The sequence below is a fragment of the Pseudomonas sp. G7(2022) genome (genome assembly GCF_052660475.1).
The window spans coordinates 3168199-3190377 of record NZ_CP109659.1 but is presented as its reverse complement, the minus strand read 5'-3'; the positions used below and the strand labels follow the sequence as shown (position 1 = coordinate 3190377).

Genomic DNA, 22179 nt, shown 5'->3' with positions numbered 1-22179 from the left:
CGGCCGCACTCAGGTTACGCAATAGATGTTTTGTCACGATAAGTCTCACAGTTCAGTTATGCAGATGGTCTTGCTTGCGCAAGCTCGATTGAATGATTCGATCGGGAATCAATGCACACAGCACGATCGCCACGCCGGCCAGCACGCCCTCGCCGCCCTTGATATTGCGCAACGCCGTCATGACGTCGTAACCCAACCCTCCAGCGCCGATCAGGGCAGCAACCACCACCATCGACAGGCTCATGACAATGGTCTGATTGATCCCCAGCAACAGGGATCGTCGCGCCAGCGGCAGTTGCACCTTCACCAGGGTTTGCCAGGGGTTTGCTCCGTGGGCGATTGCCGCTTCCACGGCATCCTTCGGGACTTCCTGAATGCCCAGGGACGTCAGACGAATCATCGGTGCCAGGGCGAAAATCACCGTCGCAATGACCGCCGGGGTCTTGCCCACGGAGAAGAACGCCACAGCGGGAATCAGGTAGACAAAGGTCGGCAGGGTCTGCATGACATCCAGCAAGGGCGTGAGCAGCTTGCGGGCAAACGGCCGCTTCGCCAGCAGAATGCCGGTGGGTACGCCGATCACCAGTGCGATCAATACCGAAGAACCAACCAGCGCCAGGGTGGCAATCGTCCGCTCCCAAAACCCGAACAGGCCGATATACAACAACGCTGCGCTGCTGGTGAGCGCCAGGGCCAGGCCCGCCGAGCGCCAGGCCAGCAATATCAGCGCCAACGCACAAACCGGCCAAGGCAGCCAACCGAGCAGGTTTTCGATCCCTTCAATGACCGTGCGAACCGCAACGATCACGCCGACAAAAGCGCTCTCGAATGTCACCTGTGACCAACCAATAAAATCATCCAGGCTCTGTGCAGTCAGTAACAGCGCCTGGCGGCTGGCCGGGAACTGCAAGAACGCCTGGGTGGTATCGGGCGTCAACACGCGCCAGATCACCAATGCCTGACTGACCAGCAGCACCGCCAGCGGCAACGCCCAACTCGAAACGGCGCGCCGCACCGGTTGACGGCTCAGCGAATACGCGGTGAAACGACTGGCCGCCAGCACGGCCAATCCCACCACGACCGATATCCAGGATGCGCTCGCAATGCCTTGCACCGCAGTGGCCAGGGCCGCGAGTTCTGCGGCGAACCCGAGCCAGAACAACCCGCCTCTGCCCCGCGCCGCCAGCGCTGCCGGCCCGAGCAACAGGGCTTGCCAGCCGCGCAAGCCCGGCTGAACCGCTTGCTCCTTCGGTGCCGTTTCGGGAACCTGACGTACCGCGCCACCGGCATCGTGCAATACCGGTGCGGCTGGAAGGCAATCGCGGAAAAAATCCGCGACCTCAGCATCGGCCGGCGTCTCGAGCAGCTGTTTCGGGGTGCCCGACTGCACCAGACGTCCCTGACGCAATACCGCTATCCGGTCAGCGAGACGTACCGCTTCGGCAGGATCGTGAGTGACCAGCAACGTGGTGATCCCGCGCTCGCGTACCAGCGCCAGAAAGTGGCTTTGCAGGTCTCGCCGGATGGTCGGATCCAGTGCGCTGAAAGGCTCGTCCATCAGGAGAATATCCGGATCAGTCACCAATGCCCGCGCAAGACCGACCCGTTGCTGCATACCGCCGGACAACTCGTGAGGATAATGCTCGCCCCATCCCTCCAGGCCCATCGCCTGTAACTGTCGGGTGGCCGCTGCGTGCCGGACGGCCTCGGATTCGCCGCGCAACTCCAGAGGCAGCGCAACGTTGTCCAGCACCGTGCGATGGGGCAAAAGACCAAAATGCTGGAACACCATGCCGATTCGCCGCGAGCGCAAATCCCGCAACGCTTTGTGGCTCAAGCCGCTGATAGCCTGACCTTCAATCAAGACCTCACCGCTGGTGGGTTCGATCAAACGATTGATATGGCGAAGCAAGGTCGATTTGCCGCTGCCGGAGGTGCCCATCAGGCACAGCACTTCGCCGCGCCGAACCTTCAAGCTGACATGGTTGACAGCCGGCAACGGCGATCCGCCTTTGCGCAGATAAGCTTTAGTGACGCCTCGCAGTTCGAGGACAACATCGCCCTCCTCGGCGCTATCGTCGATGGGTGGGGCCAATCGTTCAGGCAAGTCGATCTGTACCGTTGCCAAAGAGGTTTGAATAAGTGTCACGAGGGCTCCGGGCGACGAACCGCTGACGGCCAGATATATGGCCGTTCAGGGTAAAAAAATGGACAGGAGCCTCAGGCAATGACTGCGGACAGGGTCGGCCGGAGGCAAAAAAAACGCCGCTAGCGAGGCGCTGCACGTTTCCTTTGTTAAAAGCTAAACGATCTTAAAAAGATTAAATAAATATCTTTTTGGAATGAGCTTAGGCCTTCCCACCCAGTTTTCCGGAGGTGCTTTTCAAAGCGATCTGGCTTTGCTGCGTGCCGACGGCTGGACGTGCTGCACACCGACAACGATCCTGTATCGCAGGCCCAAAGCCGTGCCGGTCAACGCTTGATCGACTCATCGACGGGCTGACGTCAGGTATTGTCGACAACCAGCAGGTCGCACCGGCGCGTATGTAGCGGACGCTCACCCCATACCAGCTTCACCTTGTTGATGATTTCGCTAACGGCTACGGACCCAAACCTGAAGATTGAGTAGGCAAGTATCCGGCTCGCATAGCCTGTAAAGATGTCGTTGCAAGTGCCGATAACTCGAAAGAATACTGAATGACCGTGCGTCGATTTTGGCGATGAGCAAGGAACAGGAAATGATGTTTTCTCGTCAGAACGCATTCAAAGCAACAGATGTGAGCCTTTGCGCTCTGGTGTTCCTGGCGGGTGTCGCCGTCACGGTCTTGGTACTGATTCTTTTCGTTGGGTCGGAGCAGCGCACCGTCAACGTTGCGTTCCAACTGGAGGTCGACGAACGATTCAGTCGCCTGCAACGACGCTTCAATACGCAGGTCTTGAAGCTGGACGTTGTGAAGCATTTCTTTATCAATGCCGACGATGTCACTGAAAAGGAGTTTCTGGGATTCGTCACGCCTCTAGTTGGAGAGGACGAAGCCTATAGCTGGGTACCGAGGATTCTCGAGAAGGATCTACAGTCGTTTCGCGCCAAGGCGCTCCTCAACGGTACAAGTGATTTTTCATATCATGAAATTGATCCAGTCACCGGCGAAAAAATTCCCCTCTCCAGCAGGCCGGAACACTGGATATTGCTCTACCTGTTGAAGCGCGATGACGTGAAGATCGTTCCTGGCATGGATGTCATGGCTCGTCCGGGTCGCCAGGCCTTGATGAGCAAGGCGCGAGAAACAAATCAAATAGTCGTGTCGGAACCATTGAAAATGACTAATGGGCAGTCCGGGATTTTCTTCGTCGCCCCCGTATTCCAGAACTACCTTGAGGTTCCAGCCAAGGATGATGGTTTGCAGGGTTTCGTTGTCTCCACCGTACGCTTGGCGTCTTTGATGGAACAGGGCATCCCATTACCCAGTCTGCAACGGCTGAACGTGAGACTTTCACTGATCGACACGCAGCATCAAGGGGAAACCATTTATCAGAGCCAGGCCCCTGCTGCCCCTTCAGAGCTGTACACACAACGGCTGTTGAAAGTGGCCGATCAGAATTACCTGATCCAGTTTCGACCCAGCTCGACTTTTCTGGTCGCCAACAGCAACGCCCTGTCCGTCAGTTTGATTGCATTATTCGGAGTAGGATTGACGCTGCTGCTGACCTTGATGGTGTACTTGCTGATCACACAGCGCGCCCGCGCCCTCTCGCTGGTTGATGAGCGCACGCAAGACTTGCGTTTATTGAACATTACCGACCACCTGACCGGTGTCTATAACCGCCGGCATTTCGAAGATTTGATGGAGCGCCTGCTCATCGAGGCTGACAAGCACGACAAGCCTCTATCGCTGATCCTGTTCGACGTCGATCACTTCAAATGCATCAATGACCACTGGGGGCATCAATGTGGGGATAACGTTCTCAAGTCGTTGTGCGCACGAATACGTTCGGCAACACGCAAAACCGATTTGCTGTGCAGAACGGGTGGAGAAGAGTTCGCATTGATCTGCCCGGACAGCGAATCGAACGATACGAGCCTGCTGGCAGAAAAGCTAAGAGTGCTGATAAGCACCCTCCCATTTGACGAGGCAGGAAAGGTCACTTGTAGCTTCGGCGTTGCAACGTGGGCGCCATCGGAATCGTTTGACGACTTCATTCGGCGTGCCGATAGCGCCATGTACAAAGCTAAATCAAGTGGTCGTGATCAGGTCCAACTGGCGAATCCGTAGCAAACTGGCTATTGAGTTGTCAGGACAAAAGGTTGTCATTCCCCGCCACAAAAAGACATTGACTGAGCGGCTCCGGGCGTTAGCTATCGGCTCTGAAAGTGTCTGGCCAAGTCATCTACCCAGATGCACAAAAAGCCAAGACAGGGTGCGCACTTAAATCAAGTGCGCACCAGTTGTAGCCTTTTACCCGACCCAACTGACGGCGGTTTTGGGAATCACTTCTGACTCGTCGAGTTTGGAGGCGAACATGCTCACCGCCTCGACGGCGTCGCTGGTGCCGCTACGAATCTGCAGGATCACCGAGCCAGCCTGATCGGCCAGACCGACGCCGCGTTGTGCGCTCTCTTGAGTTGCGTTCATGCTGGCGACGGCATCACGGGTTTCAGAAAGGATCTTGCCGATCATTTCGGCAATTTCCGCAGTCGACCGGCTGGTGCGCCCCGCCAGTTGCCGAACTTCGTCGGCCACTACCGCAAAGCCTCGGCCCTGATCGCCCGCTCGGGCCGCTTCAATGGCGGCGTTAAGGGCGAGCAGATTGGTTTGATCAGCGATACCGCGAATAGTATTGACGATGGCCGTGATCTGTTCGGAACGGTCGCCCAACTGACCAACCAGCCTCGCCGACGCGCCAATGTTTTCGGCAATCTGGCGCATCTCTCGAGCTGTTTCCTGAATGACTTGGGCGCCCTGTTCGGCGACTTTCTCGGTCTCGGCGGAAATATGGTACGCCCGGGAAGCGCCGCGCGAATCCTCTTCAAAGCGCTCGATGCGCTCGGTGATATCACTGGCGAACTTGACGATCTTCGACAATTTGCCAGTAGCGTCATACACAGGGTTATAAGTCGCTTCCAGCCAGACCACTCGTCCGTGTTTGCCGATACGTTTGAACTGACCACTGAAAAACTCACCTGCATTCAATCGACGCCAGAAGTCGCTGTAGTCGCTTCCATTTATCAGGCTTGCCTCGCAAAAGAGCCGGTGGTGCTTACCCTTGAGCTCGTTTAGGGCATAGCCCATGGTGTGTAGAAAATTGTCGTTGGCCGAGAGGATATTGCCACTGAGGTCAAACTCAATCACGGCCATGGCGCGATCCAGTGCGGCAAGCTTGCCCCGATTCAGCGCTTCTTGAACGACTTTTTCAGTCACGTCCAGGGCATACTTGACGATCGTAATAACTTGGCCTCGCTCGTCGATCACAGGGTTGTAACTGGCTTCAAGCCAGACATTCTGTCCCATCGAGTTGATTCGCTGGAAAGTACCCGACACGAACTTGCCAGCACGCAGTTGCGACCAAAATTGGCTGTACTCCGCACTGTTAGTTAGCGCAGAGGAGCAGAATTCCCGATGCGATTTCATGAGCAATTGCTCAGCGCTATAGCCCATGGTGGCGAGAAAATTATCGTTGGCTCGCAACACCTTGCCGTCCAGGTCAAACTCGACTACCGCCATGGAGCGGCCCAGTGCTTCGATCAATCCCTTATAGCCCAAGACTTCGGCCTTCCTGGCCTGTAGTTCATCTTTAAGTGATTTATTGAACATGGACTTACCCTCGGAGTGACCTTCAACGGATTCGACTTAAGTAGGTATCGGCGGGCAATCTGGCAAATGAATAGTGCTACACACAACTATGATTTGACGTCAATAAATTGCTTATTTTGTATAAGCGCTCATGCCGCACACCGATGAAACCGGTTGCCACTTATGCGGCAGCAACTGATCAATTTCACTCACCCGCTGCGTCGGCAGGCGCGTGCCGCCAGCCAGACGCCCACTTTGACTCGGGTCGCGCGGCGATTGGCAAACAGATAGACGCAGTGCGGCTTCGCCGCACCGAACACGCTGCATGGAAATACCCGCTTAAAAGGCTGGAACGGGTGCCCACTTAAATTAAAGTGCACACCATGTCCTGGCTTTGCGGGGTCGGGTAGATGACTTGGCCGGACGCATGCCTCTGAAAAGCCCGATCGCACAGAGACAACGTCAGCCCCTGAGATACAGCAGATTATCCCTTGCCGATTTCAAGAACGGCATATTTCGGTTGGGCACTTTTGCTAGCTTATTCAAACCACAGGGCACCGCCTTTACCGGTACCCCGGCGTTGCTCTGACCTCCCTCCTTCCCTGCTGTTAACAGCCCCCATCAGTCCTCTAAGGAGCTAGTTGGATGACAACACAATCTTCGAATACCCACCCCGTGGATTCGCCTACGTCTCAACAGTTTTATATCAATGGTGGCTGGTGCTCGCCGGCAACGCCTGCCAGTTTGCCCGTGGTCAGTCCGGCGACTGAAAGCGTAGTTGCAGAGGTCGCCAGCGGATCGGCCGAAGACGTTGATCGGGCCGTCGCTGCGGCGCGTGCAGCGTTTCCTCGCTGGTCTGCGACCTCCGCCGAAGTACGCGCGGATTTTCTTGGCAAAATTTACGACCTGATCCTTGAGCGAAAAGAGTCGCTTGCGCAGACCCTTTCTCTGGAAATGGGCGCTGCCATCGGTTTCGCCCGAGCGATGCAAGTGCCCTTGGCGGCCGAACACGTTCGGATTGCCCGTGACCTGTTGTCCACCTATCGCTTCCAGACGGTTGAAGGCGGCACCGCGATCGAGCGCGAACCCATCGGCGTCTGCGGTCTCATCACCCCCTGGAATTGGCCGCTTTATCAAATCACCGCCAAAGTGGCCCCGGCGATTGCAGCCGGTTGCACAGTGGTGCTCAAACCCAGTGAACTGTCACCGCTGAGCGCCCTTCTTTTCGCCCAATTGGTGCATGACGCCGGCCTGCCTCCGGGTGTCTTCAATCTGGTAAATGGCACGGGCGCCGAGGTCGGCGGCGCCATGGCTGCGCACCCGGATATCGATATGATTTCGATCACCGGTTCAAACCGTGCAGGTGCCTTGGTCGCACAGGCGGCCGCCCCTACGGTGAAACGCGTCACCCAGGAACTGGGCGGCAAATCACCCAACGTGCTGCTGCCCGATGCCGACTTCGCCAGCGTCGTGCCATTGGGCGTGATGACGGCGTTTCGCAACGTCGGGCAATCCTGCAGCGCCCCGACCAGAATGATCGTACCAAGGGAACGGCTGGCGGAAGTCGAGGCACTGGCCGCCGCAACCGCCAACGCGATCATCGTGGGGGATCCACAATCGGAAGAAACGGTACTCGGTCCGATAGCCAATGAGGCCCAGTTCAAGCGTGTGCAGGCCATGATCGAATCGGGCCTGAGTGAAGGGGCCAAACTCGTGTGCGGCGGTCCAGGACGCGTGCCTGGTCATGAAACCGGCTTCTACGCCCGACCGACCGTATTTTCCGAGGTCGACTCGAGCATGCGCATTGCCCAGGAGGAAATCTTCGGGCCAGTGCTGTGCATCATCGCCTATGAAACGCTCGATGAGGCTGTCGCGATCGCCAACGATACGGTGTACGGACTGAGCGCCCACGTTCAATCCCGCAACCTTGATCATGCACGTGCCGTTGCCTCACGCATCCGCGCTGGACAAGTGCTGCTCAACCACCCTGCCTGGAATCCCATGGCACCGTTCGGTGGCTACAAACGATCCGGCAATGGTCGTGAATTTGGTGTCTACGGCTTTGAGGAGTATCTGGAAACCAAAGCCATCGTTGGCTTTGGTGGCTAGCAAATAATGGGGGACAGTCAGCTGTCCCCCTGTTTGCGCCTGATGGATGTATGGAACTTCAGTGCCGCAACAACTTGCGCAACGGCACGCCGTCCTTGAGTACCGGGGATTTGATGACGATGTAGCTGAAGTACTTGGAAATGCCGATGTTTTTATCCAGCAGGCTTTCAATCACTTCTTGGTAGTGCTGAATACTGCGCGTCATGAAGCGCACCAGATAATCGTAGCCGCCACTGATCAAATGGCATTCGAGCACTTCATCCACCAGCCGGATATTCGACTCGAATTTGGCGAAGTCTTCGCGCTTGTGGTCACTCAGGGTGATTTCGGTGAAGACCGTTACCGATTCGGTGATCTTCGCCAGGTTCAAGTGTGCCTTGTAGCTGGAAATGTAACCGGCCGATTCCAGCCGTTTGACCCGTTGCAGGCAGGGGCTGGCCGACAATCCCACGGCATCGGCCAGACTCACATTGGTCATGCGCCCGTCCTTCTGCAACTCAACCAGGATACTGATGTCGATGCGGTCCAGTTTGACTAAACCTTCCATTGCGAACCTCTTGACTGCCATTTGTAGGACAATCTACTAGCAAAATCAGCGCCGTAAACACATCTGATGCTGTGCGACCAGGTCAGCCATGCTGTTGATGCAATAATCCGCAGCGCATGGGGTCGGTTGTTTCACCCGTTCGCGACCGATCAGACACACATCGGTCAGCGCCTGACCGCGGGCGGCGGGTCGGGTGACCCGCAGAATGTGTACTGGCTTCAGCTCGTTGGCATTCAACCAGTCCTCGTCCCGCAGCGGATCGCTGGCCAGCGAAATAAAGTCATCAGCCACAATCCCCAGGTGCTCGCACAACACGGCGCGATCCTCGGCATCCCGGTCGCCCACGACCAACAGGCGATAAAACTTGCGTAGGTACAGCATCGCTCCGGGCGCGTCTTCGAACAATGACCAGTTGGCAGCAGAACGCGCGAAACTCATGCCCTCCTCCCAACTGGCTTTCAAGCTCCAGCGCTCGGCCAGTTGGCGATGGGCAAAACACAGCAATCCGCTGAAGCCCAGTTCGGCAAAGCGGGGATAGAGCGCCTGCACCACCTCGCGAAATTCGCCCAGCACCTGTTCCTTGTCCGGGCGCCCGCCCCGGCTGTCGAGCAACGGCTGCAGCGCTGCCCAGACCCCCGAATCACGGTCAACCAGGACTTCGTCGCAATCGATGAGCAGTGCTCGATAATCAGTCAGCCCCATGGTGTACACAGCCTCCGATGATGCGTTTCATCAATCCATGCGCCAAAAAGGTTCAGCGACGCTGGCCAGCGACCGCGCCGCTGAACCCGGCGGACATCAGTTCAATACCCGTGCCAACGCAGCCTGCAGAATCTGCAAGGCTTCATCGATCTGCGCTTCGGTCGTCACCAGTGGCGCGAGGAAGCGCAGGACGTTGCGATAGACGCCGCACTTGATCACCAGCAAGCCACCTTTGCGCGCTTCATCGATCACACGCTGGTTCAGATCCGCGTCCGGTGAGCGCGCTTCATCGTTCTTGATCAGCTCGATGGCCAACATGAACCCGGTGCCGCGTACGTCACCGATCTGCGGGTGACGGCGCTGCAACTGCAGCAAACCTTCACGCAGACGCTTGCCCAATGCATCGCCGCGTTCGAGCAGTTTTTCTTCTTCATAAGCGTCGATCACCGCCAGGGCCGCTGCGCAGGACAGTGCATTGCCGCCGTAGGTGCCGCCGAGGCCCCCGGGCAGTGGCGAATCCATGATGTCGGCTTTGCCGACCACGCCCGATAACGGCAGCCCCCCGGCCAGACTCTTGGCGACGGTGACCAGGTCAGGCTGGATGCCGGCGTGCTGGAAACCGAACCACTTGCCGGTGCGGCCGAATCCGGTCTGGATTTCATCGAGGATCAGCACGATGCCGTGCTTGTGGGTCAACTCGCGCAATGCCTGGAGGAATTGTGCCGGCGCGGCAAGGAAGCCACCGTCGCCCTGCACGGGTTCAATGATGATCGCCGCAACCCGCTCCGGCGCAACCTGAGTGGCAAGCAACTCGTCCAGCGCCTTGAGCGCCATCTCACTGGTGACGCCGCGATAGGCATTTGGATATGGGGTGTGAAACACCTCCGGCGCGAAGGGCCCGAAGTTCTGTTTGTAGGGCTGGCTCATGCCGGTCAGCGTGGTGCCGAGCAAGGTGCGTCCATGGAAACCGCCGCGGAAGGAGATCACAGCAGAGCGGTTGGTGTGAGCACGGGCGATTTTCACCGCGTTCTCCACGGCTTCGGCGCCGGAGGTGAAGAACGCCGCTTTGTAGTGCTCCTCGCCGCCTATCATTTCGCACAAGCGCTGGGCGAGATCCAGATACGGCTTGTAGGCCACCACCTGAAAGCAGGCGTGCGAGACTTTTTGCAATTGGGCCTGCACCGCTGCAACCACTTTGGGATGGTTATGGCCGATGTTCAGCACGCCGATGCCGCCGACGAAGTCCAGATAACGCTGGCCGTCTACGTCCCACAATTCAGCCCCTTGGGCGCGATCAATCACCAGCGGATGAGCGGTGACCAGTCCGCGTGGCACGAACTGATCACGCTGACGGAGTAAATGAGGTGTTTGGTCGACTTGGCTGTTCATGGCATTTCCCTTCGTGAGTCCGGCAGCCCGGAGTGAATGCAGGAGGTGGTTACACAGGGTCTTAAGATTAAGACTTGTGCGGAACGAACTACGCCGAACTTGGCCCCTGAGAAATCCGGATCGACTGTTTTCACCCTGCCAAACGGCAGATTCCTTCAGGCCGCCGAATCTGCCGGCCGCGTGCATATATGACATGACGCACAGTGTTCGCAGCGCTGCTTTCGACAGATCCTGCTCTGGCGTTGGGCGATGATGGGAGCACTTTCAACCCTCTCAGGAATTGACCATGGCCCTGCTCTACAAAGCTGACCCCGTGCGCGGCGAACAGTGGAAAGCACTGTTCGCCGAACATGCCCCGGACATCGAATGGCGCGCCTGGCCGGACATCGGTGATCCCGCAGACATCAAGTACCTGGCGGCGTGGCAGGCGCCGGAGGATCTGCAGACGGTGTTGCCGAATCTGCAGGTGTTGTTTGCGTTGTCGGCCGGAGTCGATCAGTTGGACCTGAGCCGTATCCCGGCGAGTCTTCCGGTGGTGCGCCTGCTCGATCCCGGGATCACCCAAGGCATGTGCGAGTACGCCAGTTTTGCCGTGCTCAGCTTGCACCGGGATATGTTGCGCTATCGCCAGCAGCAGATGGCGCGCTGTTGGCAGGCGCACCTGCTGCAGCCGGCGCATCAGCGTCGGGTGGGGGTGATGGGCCTCGGAACTCAGGCGCAGCAGATTCTCGCCACCTTGCAGCCCCTGGGCTTTGCCCTCAAGGGGTGGGCGCGCAGTGCGCATCGGATTGCCGGCGTCGAGTGCTTTGCCGGTCGCGAGCAGTTGCCGGCGTTTCTGAGCCAGTGCGACATTGTGATGTGCGTATTGCCGCTGACCGAGCAGACCCGTGGCATTCTCGACCGCGAGTTGTTTCGCCAATTGCCGCATGGCGCGGCACTGATCAACATGGGGCGCGGTGGGCATCTGGTGGAAGAGGACTTGCTCGAAGCGCTGGACAGCGGGCAACTCAGCGGCGCGGTGCTGGATGTGGTGCAGAACGAACCGGCACCGGCGGATCATCCCTTCTGGGGCCATCCGCAGATTCTGCTGACGCCGCATATCGCGGCGATGACCCAGCCGGAAAGCGCATTTGCTGTCCTGCTGGAGAACATCCGCAGCTTCGAACGCGGCCAGCCCATGAGCGGTCAGATCGACCGCAACAAAGGGTACTGATTCACACCCTCTGCACGAGCGAGCAGGCTCACTCATGCAGAGGATGACGAAGCTTCAGAGGAACTCGGCGATGGCTTTGCCGACATCCTGGGTCGAGCCCTTCCCGCCCAGATCCGGGGTGATCGGTCCCTCGGCGATCACCCGCTCGATCGCCTGCAAGATCCCGTCGTGTGCTGCGCGATAACGCTCGTCACCGTTGCCCAGGAAATCGAGCATCAGCGCCCCTGACCAGATCATCGCAATCGGGTTGGCGATGTTCTGCCCATAGATGTCCGGCGCCGAGCCATGCACTGGCTCGAACAGTGACGGAAAACGTCGCTGCGGATCCAGGTTGGCCGACGGCGCAATGCCGATGGTTCCGGCACACGCGGGCCCCAGGTCGGAGAGGATGTCGCCGAACAGGTTCGACGCCACCACCACATCGAATCGATCCGGTTGCAGAACGAAGCGCGCGCACAAGATATCGATGTGCTGCTTGTCCCACGTCACCTGCGGGTACTGCGCGGCCATCAGCGCGGTGCGCTCGTCCCAGTACGGCATGCTGATCGAAATGCCGTTGGACTTGGTCGCTGCGGTCAGGCGCTTGCGTGGCCGGGTCTGGGCCAGGTCGAAGGCAAACTTGAGAATCCGGTCGACACCCCGGCGGGTGAAGACCGATTCCTGCAGCACGAACTCATGCTCGGTGCCTTCGAACATCTTGCCGCCGACCGATGAATACTCGCCTTCGGTGTTCTCGCGAATCACCACGAAATCGATGTCCCCCGGTTCGCGTCCGGCCAACGGGCATGGCACCCCGGGGAACAAGCGCACCGGGCGGATATTCACGTACTGGTCGAAGTCGCGGCGGAACTTCAGCAGCGACCCCCACAGGGAAATATGGTCCGGCACTTTCTCCGGCCAGCCCACGGCGCCGAAGTAAATCGCGTCGAAACCCTTGAGCTGTTCGAACCAGTCCTCGGGCATCATCTGCCCGTGTTCCAGGTAATAATCGCAATGCGCCCAGTCGAGCACTTCAATGCTCAAGTCCAGTTGCCATTTCTTCGCGGCCTGCTCCAGAACCCGCAGCCCCTCGGGCAGCACTTCCTTGCCAATCCCGTCGCCGGCAATCGCGGCGATCTTGAAGACCTTGCTCATCAGTTGTGGCTCCCCGTTGTTGTGAAGTTACAAGCCGCCGATGTGGAAGGCTTTGACTTCAAGGTATTCGTCGAGACCGTATTTGCTGCCTTCACGGCCCAGGCCCGATTGTTTGATGCCGCCGAACGGCGCGACTTCCATGGAGATGATTCCGGTGTTGAGGCCGACCATGCCGAATTCCAGCGCTTCGCCGAAACGCCATGAGCGACGCAAATCTTGAGTGAAGTAATAGGCGCCGAGGCCAAACGGCGTGGCGTTGGCCAGCGCCAAGGCTTCGGCTTCGTCGGTGAACCGCATCAGCGGCGCGACCGGGCCGAAGGTTTCTTCGTTGGCCAGGAGCATGCCGGCGTGGGCATCGCCAAGCACCGTCGGTTGCACAAATTGACTGTCACCCTCGGGAACGCCGCCGCAGAGCAACTGCGCGCCCTGACTCAAGGCATCATCGATGTGGCGGGCCACCTTGCTCACGGCCGCCTTGTTGATCAGCGGGCCGATGGTCACGTTGTCCTGCAGGCCATTGCCGACCTTGAGTTTGCCGACCTCCTCGACCAGACGCTGGGCAAAACGCTGGTAAATGCCGTCCTGCACCAGAATCCGGTTGGCACAGACGCAGGTCTGCCCGGCGTTGCGAAACTTGCTCAGCATGATCCCGGTAATCGCCTGCTCAAGATCAGCGTCGTCAAACACAATGAACGGTGCGTTGCCGCCGAGCTCCAGGCTCAATCGCTTGATGTGTTCGGCACTCTGGCGCATCAGCAAACGGCCCACCGCAGTGGAACCGGTGAAGGAAATCTTGCGCACCGTCGGGTTGCCGGTCAGCTCCTCGCCAATCCCGGCGGGCATGCCGGTCAGCACATTGAACACCCCGGCCGGAATGCCGACGCGCTCAGCCAACACCGCCAATGCGAGCGCCGACAGCGGCGTCAGATCCGACGGTTTGACGATGATCGGGCACCCCGCCGCCAGGGCCGGAGCACACTTGCGGGTAATCATTGCGTTGGGGAAATTCCACGGCGTGATCGCCGCGCAGACACCCACCGGTTGCTTGAGGGTCAACAGTCGGCGGTCACCGCTGGGCGCCGGCATGGTTTCGCCGTAAATCCGCCGCGCCTCTTCGGCAAACCATTTGACGAAACCCGCGCCGTAGCGGATTTCACCTTTGGCTTCATTCAGCGGCTTGCCTTGTTCGCAAGTCATGATCAGCGCCAGATCGTCGAGGTTGTCGATCATCGCCTGATACCAACGCTCCAACAGCGCCGCACGTTCGGCGGCCGGCCGTGCCCGCCAGGCGGGCCAGGCCCGTTCGGCGGCGTCGATGGCGCGACGGGTTTCCACGCCTTGCATGGCGGGCACGCGGCCGATCAATTCGCCGCTGGCCGGGTCGATGACATCTAGGGTCGCGCCGTCATCGGCGCCGATCCACTGGCCGTTCACATAAGCGAGTTCTGCGAGAAGACCGGGGTCTTTCAAACGATTCTTGAGCATGGTCGAGTCCTGATCCGAGACAGATTCCAGTCTAGGGAGACTCGGCGGATGAGGATGCTGAAAGCGCTTGACGGACAGTGTCGGCTGCTGAAATTGGCGGTGGAACAGCAGAACTGCTGTTTTCTATCGTTTCAGCGAACCGAGCAAGCCCTCCAGAAAGCGCTCCCCCGCCTCCATCTGGCTGTTCTCGATAAACTCGTCGGGCTTGTGCGCCTGCTCGATCGAACCTGGCCCGCAGACAACCACCGGCACATCCAGACGCTGCTTGAACAATCCGCCTTCCGTGCCGAACGAAACCTTGGACGTCGTGGTATCCGGCGCCGCGAAATTTTTCAGGAACCGTACCGCTTCGACGCTCGGGTGGGTGTCCAGGCCAGGATAGACGTTGACCGTTTCAATCTCGATGGCCGCCACGCTCGAAAGCTTCTTCGCCTCGCGCACGATCAACTCGGCACGCTCCTGCATCTGGGCGAGAATCTGTTCCAGATCATCCGCCGGCAAATTGCGCACTTCAAAATCCACCGTGCACAGATTCGGCACGATATTCAGCGCCCGGCCACCGCCGATCTGGCCAACGTGCACGGTGGTGTAAGGCACGTCGTAATCGGCATCCCGGGCGCCCTGCTCCTGCAGTTGACGCTGTGATTCACGCAACGCTGCAATGAAATCGCAGGCCACGTGGATCGCGTTGACCGAGCGCGGCGCCAGCGAAGAATGCGCCTCCAGCCCCCGACAATAGGTGCGGTACGAGCCCTTGCCCTTGTGCCCCAGCACAAACTGCATGTTGGTCGGTTCGCCGATCAGGCACAGGAACGGCCGCACCGGCGCCAGATGCAGCACATCGAGCAAACGTCGCACGCCGACGCAGCCGATTTCCTCGTCGTGTGACAGCGCCAGTTGCAGCGGACGGCTGAGGGAATGGTCAGCAGCATCCAGCATCGCGTCGATGGCCAGCGCGATAAAGCCTTTCATGTCGCAACTGCCGCGCCCGTAAACCCGCCCGTTCTGCTCCGTCACCTGAAACGGTGGAACAGTCCACGCCTGCCCCGCAGCTGGCACCACGTCTGTGTGGCCGGACAGCAGAATGCCCGGTTGGTCTTTCGGGCCGGTGCTGGCAAACAGATTGGCCTTCTTGCCGCTTTCGTCCTTGACGATCAGCGACTCGATGCCCTTGCTCAGCAGCAGCTCGCGAACGTACTCGATCAACGCCATGTTCGATTCCGAGGACACGGTATCGAACGCAATCAATCGTTTGAGAATCTCCAGTACACGGGGTTTCATGAGGCTTTGCTCCGTTGTTCGGCCAAGGGGGCGAACCGGCGTATGGAAAAGGGTTCGATCAGCGTGGAGGTGCTGCCGGTGCTGATCAATTCAGCCATGACATCTCCGACGCCCGGCCCCAACTGGAAGCCATGGCCACAGAAGCCGAATGCGTAATACAGACCCTCGACCGTGCCGCTTGGCCCCATGATCGGCAGCGAGTCCGGCAGATAGCTTTCGATGCCGCTCCAGACCCGAATGATGTTCAGATTGCCGACACCCGGCAGCAGTCGGCGCATTTGCCGGATCTGGTTGAGGATGCTGCGTGGCTCGACATAGGCACGGCGATTGACCATGTCCGGTTTGCTGCGATAGCCGCCGCCAATGATGATGTTGCCGCGTGGAATCTGCCGGAAATAAATGACTTCCTCAGGGATTTTGGTGAACACGCCAATCACCGTCGGCAAGGCGTACGGCACCGGTTCCGTCACCGCCATCTGCGGGCCGTGGGTGTCCAGCGGTACCGGTTCGCCGAACTGCGCGGACAGTTTCTCTCCCCAGGCGCCGGCGGTGATCAGCAGTTGTGCGGCGCGATATTGCCGGCCATCGGTGGTGGTAACGCAGAACTCGCCTGCGGTTTTCTGCACTTCGGCCACTTCGGTCTGTTCTTCGATACGCGCACCGATCCGCCGCGCCGCCCGGGCGAATGCCGGTGCTGCCAGACGCGGGTTGGCGTGACCGTCGTGCGGTGCGTAGGAGCCCCCCTTCACGTCCGGCCCCAGAAACGGAAAGCGCCGATGCAGTTCAGCGCCGCGATAGATCTGCAGATCCAGTTGCGCCGCTTCCGGCGCCGCGGCATACGCTTCGAGCTCGGCAATTTCGTCTTCGCGGTAACACACGCGCATGTGGCCGCTGGCGATGAACTCCAGATCGTCGTCAATCAGCTCCGGCAAGCGCTTCCATAGCGCAAACGAACGGTTGGCCAATTCCAGTTGCCCCAGATAACGGCCCTGACGCCGCACGTTGCCGAAGTTGACGCCGCTGGCGTATTGGCCAATCTGGTCGCGCTCGAGCAGGGTCACGGAGTGCCCGCGCTGGCGCAGAAAAAACGCTGACGCCGCGCCCATGATGCCGCCGCCGATAATCAATACATCACTTTTGTGCGGGTTCATGACGGTTCCTCGATGATCACCATCGGCAGCGGTTTGACGGGGGCCTGACCGCGCTGGCGGCCGACCTGTTGCACACTGACGCCGGCTGCGGCGGCGATCACTTCGGCGCCGGCCTGCGAGCAGTAGCGGCCCTGGCAACGGCCCATGCCGACCCGGCTGAAGGCCTTGGCCCGATTGACTTCGCACGCGCCCTTTTCACTGACCGTACGGCGCAGTTCGCCCGCGCTGATCATCTCGCAGCGACAGACAATCGCCGAATCCGGCAAGGCCCCGGCCTGTTCGGCGGGCCAGGGAAATGCCTGCGCCAGACCGAGGCGGAACTGATCCATCACCGCCAATGCGCGCCGTTGCTCTGCGCGTAATACGGTATCCACCGGTTTTTGCTGATCCTCGAGCAGCGCCATCGCCACCAGACGCCCGGCATGTTCAGCCGCATCGGCACCGCGAATCCTGGCGCCGTCGCCGGCGGCATACACACCGCTGACCGAAGTGCGGCCTTCTTCATCAAGCGCCAGCCACCATTGGCCGGACGCTTCATCAAAACGCATGCGACATCCGGCCAGATCGGCCAGCTGGGTTTCCGGACGCAAGTGATACCCCAGGGCCACGGCATCGCAGTCGATGTCCAGGGTTTCGCCTTTGGCTGAGCGCACGCGCACACCACTGACGCCGCCGGTGGCATCTCCCGATATCAGCTCCGGCTTGATCCCCAGATGCACTGGTATCTTCGCCTGATACAACTGCGCCAACAGTTTCATCCCGGTGAGCAACACGCCGGGCCGCGCGAGCATCTTCGGCAGCGCGACGATGCGTTTGCTCAGTGGCGATGTATCAAGCACCGCAGCGACGTTGGCGCCGGCCTTCACATACTGGCTGGCCACCAGATACAGCAGCGGACCGCTGCCCATGAACACCACGCGATGGCCGATGGAAACCGCCTGCGACTTGAGCGCGATCTGCGCCCCGCCGAGGCTGTAGGTGCCCGCCAGCTGCCAGCCCTCAATGGGCATCAAACGGTCCGTGGCGCCGGTGCAGAGGATCAGCGCGTCGTAGTCCACCGTCGTATGGTGCCCCTGACTGACGCAGCACAATTGCCTGGGCACCAGATTCCACACCAACGTGTCGGGGCGGTAATCGATGTGTGGGCGCAAGCGCTCGAAACTCTCGTGCAGGTCACGCGCCTTGGCCGCTTCAGTGCCGTACAGCGCGCAGTAGTCGCGGGTGAAACCTTCGGGTTGGCGTCGATAGATCTGGCCGCCGTCGCGGCGATTTTCATCGATCAGGACCGGTTTGAAGCCGGCCTTCACCAGCGTCTCGGCGCAGCGAATCCCCGCAGGGCCGGCGCCGACGATAACTACCCGTGCAGTGGCCATGTCGCCTCCGGTTGTGTGGTGACGAGATCCAGTCCTTCACGGACTTCACTGGAGCACGCACGCAGACGCTCGCCGCTGCGCGTCCACACCCAGCAATCCTGGCAGGCGCCCATCAGGCAGAACCCGGCACGTCGACCGGAATCGAATTCCGACTGGCGCAACGCATTGCCCTGAGTGAGCAATGCGACCATCAATGTGTCGCCCTGCAACGCCCTGATGGGCACGCCATCCACGGTCAAGCTGACGGTCGCCCGACCCTGCTCGGCCAGTCTCACAAAACGAGCGCTCATGCATAGGCTCCCTGATTGAAGGTGGTCACGTCCCGCTGGGTTTTCAGCAGTTCGACGCTGTCGTGGTGGCAGAGAATTTCACTGCCACCGTCGATGATTCGGCGGTTGGGTGCCGTACGGTTACACAGGCCATCGACGCGCACCGGGCAGCGATTGAGGAAGGTGCACAGCTCGGCGACGTTGGCTTTTGGCCCGATGGGCGGCAGTTCGCCGCAGGTGGTCCCGCAGGTTTCCAGCCAGCCCTGGCGCAGCTCCGGCACCGAGTGAATCAACAGATCGGTGTAGGGATGGAACGGTGCCTGCGCAAACGACTGGCGGCTGCCGGCCTGAACCTTGTGGCCGCTGTACATCACCACCACGTCATCGCACAGGGCGCGTACGGTGGAGATGTCATGACTGATGAACAGGTAGGACACGCCGAGTTGCTCACGCAAATCGCGGAGCAATTCAAGAATCGCTGCACCGACCACGGTGTCCAGCGCCGAGGTGACTTCATCGCAGAGGATCAGATCGGGTTTGGCCGCCAATGCCCGCGCCAGGTTCACCCGCTGCTTCTGCCCGCCGGACAACTCGCTTGGACGACGCTCGGCCAGGGCTCGCGGCAGGCGCACCAGGTCCAGCAACTCGTCGATACGTTCGCGCAACGCCGCGCCTTTGAGGTTGAAATACATCTTCAGCGGCCGACTCAGAATCGTGCTGATGCTGTGCATCGGATTGAGCGCCGTGTCGGCGTTCTGGAACACCATCTGGATCCGCCGGAATTGCTCGTCACTGCGTTCGGACAGACAACCGCCCAGCGGTTGCCCGTCAAAGGTCAGCTCGCCCAATGCCGGCGTGAGCAAGCCGGCCACCACGCGGGCCAGCGTTGACTTGCCCGAACCTGACTCGCCGATCACGCCAATCGCCTGGCCCCGGCGCACGGTCAGATCAATGTCTTCCAGGACACGAATAGCCGGCATGCCCTGGGTGTTCTTGTTGCCGTAACCGGCGGTCAGGCCGCGAATGGTCAGCAGCGGGGTTTCTTCTGCAATACCACCCGGTGGGCGGATCGTCGTGTCGGGCCGCGCGGCCGCCAGCAAACTGCGGGTGTATTCATGGCTCGGGCCTTTGAGCAGCGCCGCCGTGGCGCTTTGTTCGAATATCTGACCGCCATTGAGCACGACGATCTGATCGGCCATTTGCGCCACTACAGCCAAGTCATGGGACACATACACCGCTGTTGCGCCACGGTCACGCACCACGCGTTTGAACGCCCGCAACACATCGATCTGGGTCGTCACATCGAGCGCCGTGGTCGGTTCGTCGAGGATGACCAGCAACGGATCACTGATCAGCGCCATTGCCGCCATCACTCGCTGCAGTTGCCCGCCGGACACCTGGTGCGGGTAACGCTGGCCGATATGATCCGGGTCCGGCAGGGCCAGATCGCGAAACAGTTCAATGGCCTTGGCCTCAAGGGCGGCGCGGGTGCCGAGGCCGTGAATCAAGGCGCCCTCCACCACTTGGTCGATCAGTTTCTTCGCCGGGTTGAACGCCGCCGCAGCGCTCTGCGCGATATACGACACCCGATTGCCGCGCAGGCCCTGCAATTGCTGCTCGCTCAGCGCAAGCATGTTGTGCTCGCCGACCTGTACCACGCCGCCGGACAACCGACAGCCCCGTCGGGCATAACCCAACAGCGCGAGGGCAATGGTGGTCTTGCCCGAGCCCGATTCGCCGATCAACGCCAGCACTTCACCTTGTTCCAGGGCAAAGCTCACGCCTTTGACGATTTCGGTTTCACCGTGCTCGCCGCAAGCGACCACGCGCAGGTCTTCAACTCGAATCAATTGGGTCATTTCAATGGCCTCCCGTGCGGCGACTGCGTCGCGACGACAATCTGTCGATAAACAGATTCACGCCGATGGTCAGGGTGCCGATGGCCAACGCCGGGATGACGATGGCCGGGGCGCCCTGATTGAGGCCGCCGATGTTTTCCCGCACCAGCGAACCGAGGTCGGCATCCGGCGGTTGCACGCCCAGCCCTAGAAAACTCATGCCGCTGAGCAGCAGCACGATGAAACCGAACCGCAGGCCCAGGTCAGTGAGCACCGGGTTGAGCATGTTCGGCAGGATCTCCACGCAAGCGATATACAAGCGGCGCTCGCCACGGGTCCGGGCGACCTGCACATACTCCAGCGCTTCGATGTTCACTGCCATGCTGCGGGCGATACGGAACGCGCCCGGAGCAAAGCTCAACACCGCCGTGCTGATCAGCAGGGTCACTGAAGAGCCGAACGCCGAGACCATGATCAACGCGAGCATCTTGCTCGGGATCGAGATAAAGGCGTCCATCAAGCGGCTGATCACTTCGTCCAGCCACTTTGGCGACACCACCGACAGCAGCGCGCAACCGGTGCCCAGCGCACTGGCCAGCACCGCCGCAATCAATGCCAGGCCCACGGTGAAGCGTGCGCCGACGAGCACCCGGCTGAGCATGTCGCGGCCCAGATAATCAGTGCCGAACGGGTACAACGCGCTGATGTTGTCGAACACGTTGCCCGAGACCACCTCGCCGACCGGGTGCGGCGCCAGCCACGGGCCGAACAACGCAACCAGCAGCCAGATAACGCAGATGGCGGCGCCGATGAGTCCCAGCCACGCGGGCCCGTGAGACACCTTGCCGGCTGACAGATCGGGGGCTGCGGGCGTCGATTTCACAATGAGATTGTTCATTGGTTTCTCAGCCTCGGATTGGACAGAATCGCGCACAGGTCGGCAATCAGCACCAGACCCAGATAAGCCGTACAGAACAACATGGTGCAGGCCTGCACCAGTGCCATGTCACGGTTGGTCACGGCATCGACCATCAGGCTGGCGATGCCGGGATAGTTGAAGATGGTTTCGACAATCACCACCCCGCCGAGCAGATACGACAGGCTCAGCGCAATCGCGTTGGCAATCGGCCCGATGGCATTGGGCAACGCGTGACGCAGTACGATGCGGATCGGACTGACGCCCTTGAGCCGGGCCATCTCCACGTAGGGGCTGTCGAGCTGGTCGATCACTGCGGCGCGCGTCATCCGTGCCATTTGCGCAACGATCACGCAGCACAGCGTCATCACCGGCAAGGCGTAGGTGCGCATGAATTGCCACGGTGAAGTGATGTCGCTGGCATAGGACAGCGCCGACAGCCAGCCCAGGTTTACCGCAAAGATCAACACCGCGAGGGTCGCCACCAGAAACTCCGGCACCGCGACCATGGCCAGGGTGGTGAAACTCAGGACACTGTCGATCCGTCCGCCCCGCCCCATCGCCGAGCCGATGCCGAGAACCAGCGCCACCGGCACCGACACCAGCGCCGTGGCGGCCGCCAGCATCAGGGTGTTGGGCACGCGCCCGGCCATCAGCTCACCGACCGGCATTGCGTTGGATACCGACACGCCCATATCGCCACCGAGCAGGCTCATCAACCAGTGCAGGTAACGCACCACACCAGGTTGATCGAGCCCCAGTTTCAGGCGCAGTGCCGCCACCTGTTCCGGGGTGGCGAACTGGCCAAGGGATTGTTGCGCCGCGTCTCCCGGCAGTACCGCCGTGATCGCGAACACGACCATCGATACGATCAACAAAGTCACGATCGCGGCGCCCAGCCGCCGTCCGATCAACCACAGTGTGTTGCTATTCATCGCCTACCCTCCTGCACCTGGCTTGCCGTTCATTTCGACGGCTCT

General features: G+C 60.1%; 16 protein-coding genes and 2 pseudogenes. 3 read left to right on the top strand and 15 right to left on the bottom strand.

What is annotated here, in order from left to right:
• Positions 1-52: 52 nt before the first annotated feature.
• The gene (locus NE357_RS14325) at positions 53-2113 is read right to left on the bottom strand and encodes an ATP-binding cassette domain-containing protein (RefSeq protein WP_169432642.1); all 2061 of its coding nucleotides are present in this window, start codon (positions 2111-2113) and stop codon (positions 53-55) included.
• A gap of 607 nt (positions 2114-2720) precedes the next feature.
• On the opposite strand from NE357_RS14325, the gene NE357_RS14320 reads away from it, so the two are divergent.
• The gene (locus NE357_RS14320; RefSeq protein ID WP_249314283.1) at positions 2721-4274 is read left to right on the top strand and encodes a sensor domain-containing diguanylate cyclase; all 1554 of its coding nucleotides are present in this window, start codon (positions 2721-2723) and stop codon (positions 4272-4274) included.
• 183 nt (positions 4275-4457) lie between these two features.
• Here the strand turns inward: NE357_RS14320 and NE357_RS14315 are convergent.
• A pseudogene (locus NE357_RS14315) lies at positions 4458-4934 on the bottom strand (methyl-accepting chemotaxis protein); the annotation flags it as partial.
• Between the two features lie 159 nt (positions 4935-5093).
• A pseudogene (locus NE357_RS14310) lies at positions 5094-5723 on the bottom strand (PAS domain-containing protein); the annotation flags it as partial.
• Between the two features lie 714 nt (positions 5724-6437).
• Here NE357_RS14310 and NE357_RS14305 point away from each other — a divergent pair.
• Complete coding sequence (locus NE357_RS14305) at positions 6438-7901, top strand: aldehyde dehydrogenase family protein (protein ID WP_169430422.1); 1464 nt, start codon at positions 6438-6440, stop codon at positions 7899-7901.
• A 58-nt stretch (positions 7902-7959) separates the two neighbouring features.
• On the opposite strand, the gene NE357_RS14300 is transcribed toward NE357_RS14305, so the two are convergent.
• From NE357_RS14300 to gabT, 3 genes are all read right to left on the bottom strand, one after another.
• Positions 7960-8448: an Lrp/AsnC family transcriptional regulator gene (locus tag NE357_RS14300; protein WP_027616181.1), complete on the bottom strand. Its 489-nt coding sequence runs from the start codon at positions 8446-8448 to the stop codon at positions 7960-7962.
• A gap of 45 nt (positions 8449-8493) precedes the next feature.
• Positions 8494-9150 (bottom strand): 2-haloalkanoic acid dehalogenase, encoded by a 657-nt coding sequence (locus tag NE357_RS14295; RefSeq protein ID WP_169430421.1) that lies wholly within the window; start codon positions 9148-9150, stop codon positions 8494-8496.
• A gap of 96 nt (positions 9151-9246) precedes the next feature.
• Positions 9247-10539, bottom strand: a complete 1293-nt coding sequence (gabT, locus tag NE357_RS14290) for a 4-aminobutyrate--2-oxoglutarate transaminase (RefSeq protein WP_169430420.1) — start codon at positions 10537-10539, stop codon at positions 9247-9249.
• Between the two features lie 286 nt (positions 10540-10825).
• Here gabT and NE357_RS14285 point away from each other — a divergent pair, with 286 nt between their 5' ends.
• The gene (locus tag NE357_RS14285) at positions 10826-11752 is read left to right on the top strand and encodes a 2-hydroxyacid dehydrogenase (protein WP_169430419.1); all 927 of its coding nucleotides are present in this window, start codon (positions 10826-10828) and stop codon (positions 11750-11752) included.
• A 54-nt stretch (positions 11753-11806) separates the two neighbouring features.
• On the opposite strand, the gene NE357_RS14280 is transcribed toward NE357_RS14285, so the two are convergent.
• The 9 genes from NE357_RS14280 to NE357_RS14240 all read right to left on the bottom strand — a co-directional run bounded on the left by NE357_RS14280 (position 11807) and on the right by NE357_RS14240 (position 22134).
• On the bottom strand, positions 11807-12886 hold the full coding sequence (locus NE357_RS14280; RefSeq protein ID WP_169430418.1) for a tartrate dehydrogenase: 1080 nt from the start codon (positions 12884-12886) through the stop codon (positions 11807-11809).
• Between the two features lie 27 nt (positions 12887-12913).
• Complete coding sequence (locus NE357_RS14275; RefSeq protein WP_169430417.1) at positions 12914-14371, bottom strand: NAD-dependent succinate-semialdehyde dehydrogenase; 1458 nt, start codon at positions 14369-14371, stop codon at positions 12914-12916.
• 123 nt (positions 14372-14494) lie between these two features.
• Complete coding sequence (gene argE, locus NE357_RS14270) at positions 14495-15652, bottom strand: acetylornithine deacetylase (RefSeq protein WP_169430416.1); 1158 nt, start codon at positions 15650-15652, stop codon at positions 14495-14497.
• Positions 15649-16803: an NAD(P)/FAD-dependent oxidoreductase gene (locus tag NE357_RS14265; RefSeq protein WP_169430415.1), complete on the bottom strand. Its 1155-nt coding sequence runs from the start codon at positions 16801-16803 to the stop codon at positions 15649-15651. Before NE357_RS14265 ends, argE begins: the two co-directional genes overlap by 4 nt.
• Positions 16800-18176 carry an FAD/NAD(P)-dependent oxidoreductase gene (locus NE357_RS14260; RefSeq protein WP_169430414.1) on the bottom strand — a complete coding sequence of 459 codons (1377 nt, stop codon included), beginning with the start codon at positions 18174-18176 and terminating at the stop codon, positions 16800-16802. Before NE357_RS14260 ends, NE357_RS14265 begins: the two co-directional genes overlap by 4 nt.
• Positions 18158-18466: a (2Fe-2S)-binding protein gene (locus NE357_RS14255; protein ID WP_085730909.1), complete on the bottom strand. Its 309-nt coding sequence runs from the start codon at positions 18464-18466 to the stop codon at positions 18158-18160. The genes NE357_RS14260 and NE357_RS14255 overlap by 19 nt, the downstream gene beginning before the upstream one ends.
• Positions 18463-20304: an ABC transporter ATP-binding protein gene (locus NE357_RS14250; protein ID WP_169430413.1), complete on the bottom strand. Its 1842-nt coding sequence runs from the start codon at positions 20302-20304 to the stop codon at positions 18463-18465. The genes NE357_RS14255 and NE357_RS14250 overlap by 4 nt, the downstream gene beginning before the upstream one ends.
• Before the next feature lies 1 nt (position 20305).
• Positions 20306-21181: an ABC transporter permease gene (locus NE357_RS14245; RefSeq protein WP_169430412.1), complete on the bottom strand. Its 876-nt coding sequence runs from the start codon at positions 21179-21181 to the stop codon at positions 20306-20308.
• On the bottom strand, positions 21178-22134 hold the full coding sequence (locus NE357_RS14240; protein WP_169430411.1) for an ABC transporter permease: 957 nt from the start codon (positions 22132-22134) through the stop codon (positions 21178-21180). The genes NE357_RS14245 and NE357_RS14240 overlap by 4 nt, the downstream gene beginning before the upstream one ends.
• Positions 22135-22179 lie beyond the last annotated feature (45 nt).